At 38.6% G+C, this 2,020-nt stretch carries 2 protein-coding genes; both read left to right on the forward strand.

Going from position 1 to position 2,020, the window contains the following annotated elements:
• Window positions 1-144: 144 nt before the first annotated feature.
• Window positions 145-1,140 (forward strand): threonine ammonia-lyase, encoded by a 996-nt coding sequence (locus AACW06_RS19270; RefSeq protein ID WP_192076296.1) that lies wholly within the window; start codon window positions 145-147, stop codon window positions 1,138-1,140.
• Window positions 1,141-1,293: 153 nt separating this feature from the next.
• Window positions 1,294-1,878 (forward strand): outer membrane beta-barrel protein, encoded by a 585-nt coding sequence (locus AACW06_RS19275; protein ID WP_192076297.1) that lies wholly within the window; start codon window positions 1,294-1,296, stop codon window positions 1,876-1,878.
• Window positions 1,879-2,020: the final 142 nt, after the last annotated feature.

Below are 2,020 nucleotides of genomic sequence, written 5' to 3' on the forward strand. Positions count from 1 at the left end.
ATTCACATAACAAGCAATTCAAGTGGATTCTCAACGCGTGGCAGTTTTACTATGCGTTAGGTAAAGTGTTTTATGGTGCAATGCAGCGGCTTGGTCAGTGCGTTGTTCACCACTTAATTGGGCGTTAAATTACAAGGAGTTACAATGGAAAATTTTAAGGAATATCCTATCTCACTTCATGAGATATATAAGGCTAAAAAGGTGGTTTCAGCATACATGAAGCCATCACCCCTAATTAAGTATGATGGTTTATCCCAATTACTTGGTTGTGAGGTTTACGTGAAGCATGAGAATCAAAACATCACGGGAAGTTTCAAAATCAGAGGTGGTATAAACATTATGTCACATCTCAAAAAAGCTAAAGTAAATGGTGTTGTTACGTTTTCAACAGGTAATCACGGCTTATCTGTTGCCACGTCAGCAAAACTATTTGATATACCAGCAATTGTAGTAGTGCCAGTTGGTTCTAACCCTGTAAAAATTGAGTTGATAAAACTCGCGGGTGCTGAAGTCATTGAAGCTGGTGAAAACTTCGATGAATCGGCTAAGGTTGTGGCTGATATTAATGAAACGAAAGGCTATTACTACGTTCACCCTGCTAATGAACCCCTTATAGTAAATGGCGTTGGTACTGAGTTTCTTGAAATCATCGAAGATATCCCTGACGTTGATGCTGTAATTTTACCATTAGGTGGTGGTAGTGAAGTTGCTTCAGGGATTAGTGTTTTAAAATCAATATCACCTCAAATTAGTATCTACGCTGTTCAAGCAGAGCTATCGTCAGCTGCTTATCAGTCATGGAGTAGTAAAAAAATTATTGAAAGCAGTAATCAAACCTTTGCAGGTGGTTTTGCTACGGGAACAGCTTACGACACTACTTTTAATATTTATCGTGACAAATTAGATGACTTTGTCCTTCTTTCTGAGCAAGAAATTTTACAAAGTATAGCTTTAGCTGCTCATTACACGAAAAATTTAGTGGAGGGCGCAGGAAGTTCAACAATTATGGCTGCATGGAAGTTAAGGGAACAATTGGTAGGTAAAAAAGTAGTGCTTCAGTTTAGTGGTTCTAATGCATCACCTGATGAGCTAGAAAAGGCTTGTGAGTTGTCTAGCTTTCGTGATGGAAAAGTAATTTAACAACACGTTTAAGACGGATTCCCAACGCTCGGCATTTTTGGTTTGCTTCGACTAAAGTGTTTACGGCACAATACGTTAAGTGTAGTGGTCTGCGTTGCTCACCACTTAACGCAGCGTTAGGTATAAATTTTAATAAGAGAATAAGGAGTTCAAATGACAATAAAGGTTGTTACTCAAGCAGTATTACTCGGATTGCTGATATCTTCTTCAGCTTATTCTAAAGAACTTTCAGGAGTTTTAGGGGTTGGCTATGGCTTTGGTGGAGATGAGTTATTTCAAGGCATTTATAACTCAGGTGAAAGTGATGAAATCAATGCTAACGACGGACTCTCTATTTTCGGCGGGATAGATTATCAATTCTCAAATCAGTTTTTTATTCGCGGTACTATAGGCTACAAATCAGAATCAATAGATGCATCAAATGGAGAGGTTACGTTCAGTAAAGTACCGTTTGAACTATCTCTGTTCAGAAATTTTGAAAACCACAAGCTAGGAGCAGGAGTTACTTATCATACGGGTGTCGAACTAGAGTGTTCAGTTGCTGGCCTCTGTAACTCAACGGTAGATTTTAAAGATGCTGCTGGTTTTATAGCCCAATACGAGTATGCCTTTGCGCCTTTGGTTATAGGTCGGTTCAGTGTAGGCGCTAAATACACATACATAAACTATAAGCTGGACTCTAACAATACAGAGTTTGATGGCAGTGGCTTCGACATCCATCTTGCTTACATGTTTTGACTTTCATGAAGTAACCTAACAAACGACTATGGTGTCAATAACTATTTTTTAGCTGTATTTTCATCCCATATGACGCCATCTCGTAGCATCGAATTTAGGATAACTACCATCTTTCTAACACACGCGATAATGGCTACTTTTT

The organism is Vibrio sp. S12_S33, from assembly GCF_963889785.1.
In the GTDB taxonomy this organism is placed as follows: Bacteria; Pseudomonadota; Gammaproteobacteria; order Enterobacterales; family Vibrionaceae; genus Vibrio; species Vibrio aestuarianus.

What these genes read in the sequence shown, in the direction of transcription:
- AACW06_RS19270 (WP_192076296.1), top strand. Translation starts at nt 145, where the DNA reads ATGGAAAATTTTAAGGAATATCCTATCTCACTTCATGAGATATATAAG.
- AACW06_RS19275 (WP_192076297.1), top strand. Translation starts at nt 1,294, where the DNA reads ATGACAATAAAGGTTGTTACTCAAGCAGTATTACTCGGATTGCTGATA.